Below are 4,724 nucleotides of genomic sequence, written 5' to 3' on the forward strand. Positions count from 1 at the left end.
CTTTACCACATGAAACTAATACCAAACGGACGCATATGGATTGAAACCGAAGAAGGTCCCTTTCTCGGTTACGGCCGTATTGAGCTGCTGGAGAAGATAGGTGAACTGGGCTCACTGCGGAAAGCGGCCATGGAAATGAAAATTTCCTACCGCCAGGCCTGGGATTTTGTAGACCAGATGAATAAGCGTACCGGTAAACCGCTGGTGAAATTTGAAAGGGGAGGGAAAACCGGTGGCGGTGCACTGCTCACCCCGGAAGGCGAGCAGGCCATAAAATTATTTAATGAATTGAATACCGCTTTCCAACAATTTCTTGCCACCCGCACCACAGGTTTGAACAAACGCAGGTAAACCCTATTCTTTTGCAAATCGTACGGTCATGGCCGTTACTCCCCATATCCATCTTGCAGGCTTCTTTTCACCGGGAACTATGATCCTGAACGGCCCTTTGCCATCAGGCAACGGGTGCCCGTCCACCTTGTCGGCCAGTATCACTACGCGATTGGTGAAAGCGCTGTCCAGTTCGGCCAGGGAAAACAACACTTCATACCCGTCGCCTGATTTTACGAGCAGGTATTTCGACATATTTTCCCCTCTCAGCTGGGCCCCCAGCGTTACGCCTGCCTGTTGCAAAATAGCTGTTACCGGTACGCCCGAGTAACGGTGCGGTTTCCCGTCGCGATCGGCGGCAGTTACTTCTGTTTTGGGCATCTTCCCGATATCTGCGGCACTGAGCTTTAACGGGTGCGTTACTTCCCCGTCAACCGAAATGGTTTGTGCAAAAGCAGCAGTGGCGGTGAATGCTGTAATAAATAAGTAAGCAGCGAATTTGTATAGCATGGTGATGTTAATTAAAAGGATCAGAGAATGCCGAGGTCGTGATAAACGATGAATCAATGAGCAAATGTAAGAACGCAATAATGTCTTTCTTTTCCTGTTTGCTGAGCCGCAGGGAAACGCCGCATGCTTCGTTGGAAGTATTCCTCAATACAGGGCTTAGCAATATCATCCGCCAGCGTTTTTTCATCTTACTAAAAATATGAATAATTGAACAACACCTTTACAAAGTAGTTCCTGCCCTGCTCAGGATAGCCTTCGGAAAGCATATAGTTTTTATCAAAAATATTATTCACACCTCCCTGCACTTTCAGCCAGTTGGCGATGCTGATAACAGTACTGGAATGCAGCAGGAAAAATGCCGGCGCCTCCGTGCCATAGCTGGTGCTGTAACGGCTGGCATTGTATTCCCCGTTCACCAGGAAGCCAAGCCGGGATATATTGTATTGCAGCCATCCGCTGGCTTTGTGTTCGGGCACATCGGTGAAATGCAGCGATGGGTTATCCAGGTTCTTACGTTTAATGAAAGTGTAATTGGCGCCGGCAGTAAACGTTGTGGTTACATGCCAGGTAATAGCGGCTTCAGCGCCGTAGTACTCCGCACGGCCTTTGTTCTGCGACTGCGATAACCACTGTTTTTTAGTAGTGTCGTAAACAACGTTGTTAACATTCTGGATCACATCGCCGATACGGTTATAGAAAATGCTTCCGTCCAGGCTGATATCCCGGAGCCGGGCATCGCTATATTGCAATCCAAAATTGAGCGTATTTTCCGGTTTCAGATCCGGGTTAGGTATGGCTGTTCCCAGTTTATAGGAATAACGGTCCTTAATGGTGGCAAAACGCGTCATCCGGTCAACTGACAAAGTGAGGGAACGTTCGCTGCTAAAAGTATAGGCAAGTTTAGCCTGTGCATTCAATGCGCTGCTGTTGTTCGACGGGAAATCAGTAATGCTTTTCGTTTGGCTGTTATAGTTCTGCGCATCAATGCTTTGCCGGTAATTGAATGCGGCGCCGCCTTCCAGGGTCCAGTGGGCGTTGAATACGTGCCGGTCTGTAACGCCGGCGGAAAATGTATTATCCGCCACCTTTCTTTCGGGTTCTCCCTCGTTATGCTCCCGGTGTACATCCTGTTTAAAGTGAACGGCTGTTTTCAGGCTGTTGACGGCTGACAGGGTATAGCCATATTCCAGGTTGCCGCCAAACGTATAGTCGTTATAGTAACTGGTAAAAGCATAAGGTTTCTTTTGCGTGGTGTAAGTGGCATCGTCAAAACTTTTCAGCACATTAATGAACCGGTCGAAGTACAAGCGGCTTTTAAAATAGCTTTTTGCATTCAGGGTGCTGTTGGAAAGGAAATAGATGCTTTCCTTATTCCATTTGGGCCATTGCCAGTAACGCGGACTTTTATATAACGAATTTAGTGTATCCGTTCCCGTATATACCGGCGTTCCTTTGGTACCATCCTGGTGGGAGAACCCGATGGCCAGCTCATTTTTTTCACTAGGCGTATAACCCAGTCTTACGCCGTAGCGCCAGTCGTTGCTATACGAGTTATTCCTTTTACCGCCGTCTTCCGTTTTGGTGGCGCTGAAATCATCTGAAAGACGGTAGTAATCCCGCTGGTATCTTGATATATCCGCCTGCAGATAAAATTTCTTCATCCGGCTGCCAATGCTGAGCGCTTCTTCATGTCCGCCGCTCAGCCATCCGGCGGAGGCGTTTACTTCCAGGGGATGCACCGGCCTCGAGGAAAGCAGGTTAATAACGCCGCCCATTGTATTGGGGCCGTATAATACGGAGGCGCCTCCTTTTTCTACTACTATTTTAGAGAGATGAAAAGTAGTGAACCGCGCCAGGTCTACGTACCCGTCGTAAGGTACATATACGGGTACACCGTCCATGAAAACGGGCGTTTGCCGCAGGTCAAATCCCCGCAGGTAGATCATGGATTCATTGCGGGGGCCTACGTTCGACTGGCTGATGCCGGGCAGCAGGTTAAGGGCGGACGATACATTGAGCCGGTGGAATTGCCGGATCTGTTCCATGGAAACCGCATTGGCGGAATCGCCCTGCCGGGCATAACTAACCACCTCTCCAAGCGTAAATACCTTACTGTTGCCTGTTTTTACCTGTGCGGCCAATGAGGCGGTAATACCCGTGAACATGCTAACGGCCCATAACTTTTTTAACATAGATAGTTCGTTGTTCATTTTTTTGAATAACGGTGATAAAAGCTTGCCTGTATGCAACAAAAACAAGGTCACGGAGCCGGAAAGGAAAGCGGAAAAAAATAATGTAGCTGCCTGGGTGTATAGTTGATAACGGGTGTAAATTAGTATTAAAAGAACAGAAAGTCAACTCCGGGTTTAATTTCTGTTGTGCAGCCAATCTAAAAAAGCATGAGCAGATTACAGGAATGATGCTTAAATTACAGGGGAATAAACCGATGCTTAGATGAAAACTGGAAAAACACTCCCCTCCGCCATCACCATCTTCGGCGCCAAAGGGGATCTGACCAAAAGAAAGCTGATACCCGCACTTTATAACCTGTACACCGATAAACATTTGCCGCCTGTATTCACCATTTATTGCGTGGATTTCCTGCCGGAAGATGAAGCTGCGTTTAAACTGGACCTGCTCGCAGGGGTAAATGAGTTTAGCCGCAACGGGAAAGCAGATGAAAAACAATGGGAAGGATTTGCTAAAAATATCTCCTATCTGCAGGGCGATTTCCTGAAAACGGAAACTTACACCGGCCTGAAAGAGAAACTCGATGCATTCGGGAAAAAACAAAAACAACATGGCTCCCGGATCTTTTATTTTGCTGTGGCGCCACGTTTTATCGAAATCATCGCAGATGGATTACACAAGCACACCATTTGCAGCCGCGATGGACTTGACCGTATCGTAGTGGAAAAACCTTTCGGAACGGATCTCGACTCTGCTAAAAAACTCAATCGCTTCCTCACCAAACGCTTTGCGGAAAAACAGATCTACCGCATCGATCACTACCTCGGAAAAGAAGCAGTACAGAATATCATGGCATTCCGTTTTGCCAACTATGTATTTGAACCGTTGTGGAATAAAAAGTATATCGATCATATACAGATCAGCGTAGCGGAAGAAGTAGGCGTGGGAAAACGCGGTGGCTATTACGATGGCGCCGGCGCCCTGCGCGATATGGTGCAGAACCACCTGCTGCAGTTGTTATGTATTGTTGCCATGGACTCACCGGAGTTCTACCAGTCGGAACTGATCCGCGATGCAAAGGTAAAAGTACTGAAGGATATCAGGCATTATACGCCTGCGCAGGTGCTGAAAAATGTGATCCGCGGACAATACACCGCCGGTAACGTACATGGCGCGCCGCGACTGGCATACCGCAAGGAAGAACATGTACTGTCTGCTTCCAACACGGAAACCTTTATCGCTGCAAGATTATTTATCGATAACGAAAGATGGAAAGGTGTGCCTTTCTTCCTGCGCACAGGAAAATCAATGCCGGTACAATCATCTGTAATTGTAGTGCAGTTTAAAGATTCTCCCCATAAAATTTTTAAAGATGATATCACACCAAACAGGTTGATCATCAGCATTCAGCCTGAGCTGGAAATCAGCTTGCTGTTTGAAAGTAAAGTACCGGGCCTGAAAATGAAACTGAAACCCGTGGAGATGGATTTCACTTACCAGGAATCCTATACAGAAACAATTCCTGAAGCATACGAAGCATTGCTGCTGGATGTGCTGGATGGCAACCCTACCTTATTCATGCGTGCAGACCAGGTGGAAGCTGCCTGGAAAGTAGTAATGCCCATCCTGGATACCTGTAAAAAATATCCAGCAAAAGAGCTGCACCTGTATAAAGCCGGCACCTGGGGCCCTAC

At 47.6% G+C, this 4,724-nt stretch carries 5 protein-coding genes; 2 read left to right on the top strand and 3 right to left on the bottom strand.

Translation table 11 applies throughout. The features are described 5' to 3' along the window. Positions 1-351: winged helix-turn-helix domain-containing protein (locus tag VN105_RS21185; RefSeq protein WP_325643937.1), on the top strand; the 351-nt coding region annotated here is incomplete at its 5' end. Positions 352-354: 3 nt separating this feature from the next. On the opposite strand, the gene VN105_RS21190 is transcribed toward VN105_RS21185, so the two are convergent. From VN105_RS21190 to VN105_RS21200, 3 genes are read right to left on the bottom strand one after another with little or no spacing between them, the layout of a single operon-like run. Next, positions 355-840 (bottom strand): molybdopterin-dependent oxidoreductase, encoded by a 486-nt coding sequence (locus tag VN105_RS21190; RefSeq protein ID WP_325643939.1) that lies wholly within the window; start codon positions 838-840, stop codon positions 355-357. 7 nt (positions 841-847) lie between these two features. Further along, the gene (locus tag VN105_RS21195) at positions 848-1,027 is read right to left on the bottom strand and encodes a hypothetical protein (RefSeq protein ID WP_325643942.1); all 180 of its coding nucleotides are present in this window, start codon (positions 1,025-1,027) and stop codon (positions 848-850) included. Between the two features lie 4 nt (positions 1,028-1,031). Further along, positions 1,032-3,032, bottom strand: coding sequence for a TonB-dependent receptor plug domain-containing protein (locus VN105_RS21200; protein WP_325643944.1), 2,001 nt, complete (start codon positions 3,030-3,032; stop codon positions 1,032-1,034). A 262-nt stretch (positions 3,033-3,294) separates the two neighbouring features. On the opposite strand from VN105_RS21200, the gene zwf reads away from it, so the two are divergent. Next, positions 3,295-4,724 (top strand): glucose-6-phosphate dehydrogenase (zwf, locus tag VN105_RS21205; RefSeq protein ID WP_325643946.1); only part of this gene is annotated, 1,430 nt, incomplete at its 3' end.

It is taken from the genome of Chitinophaga sp. (assembly GCF_035564935.1).
Lineage (GTDB): Bacteria > Bacteroidota > Bacteroidia > Chitinophagales > Chitinophagaceae > Chitinophaga.

Bases quoted from the DNA above. Each gene is read 5' to 3' on its own strand.
- VN105_RS21190 (WP_325643939.1), bottom strand. From the start codon at position 840: ATGCTATACAAATTCGCTGCTTACTTATTTATTACAGCATTCACCGCC.
- VN105_RS21195 (WP_325643942.1), bottom strand. From the start codon at position 1,027: ATGAAAAAACGCTGGCGGATGATATTGCTAAGCCCTGTATTGAGGAAT.
- VN105_RS21200 (WP_325643944.1), bottom strand. From the start codon at position 3,032: ATGTTAAAAAAGTTATGGGCCGTTAGCATGTTCACGGGTATTACCGCC.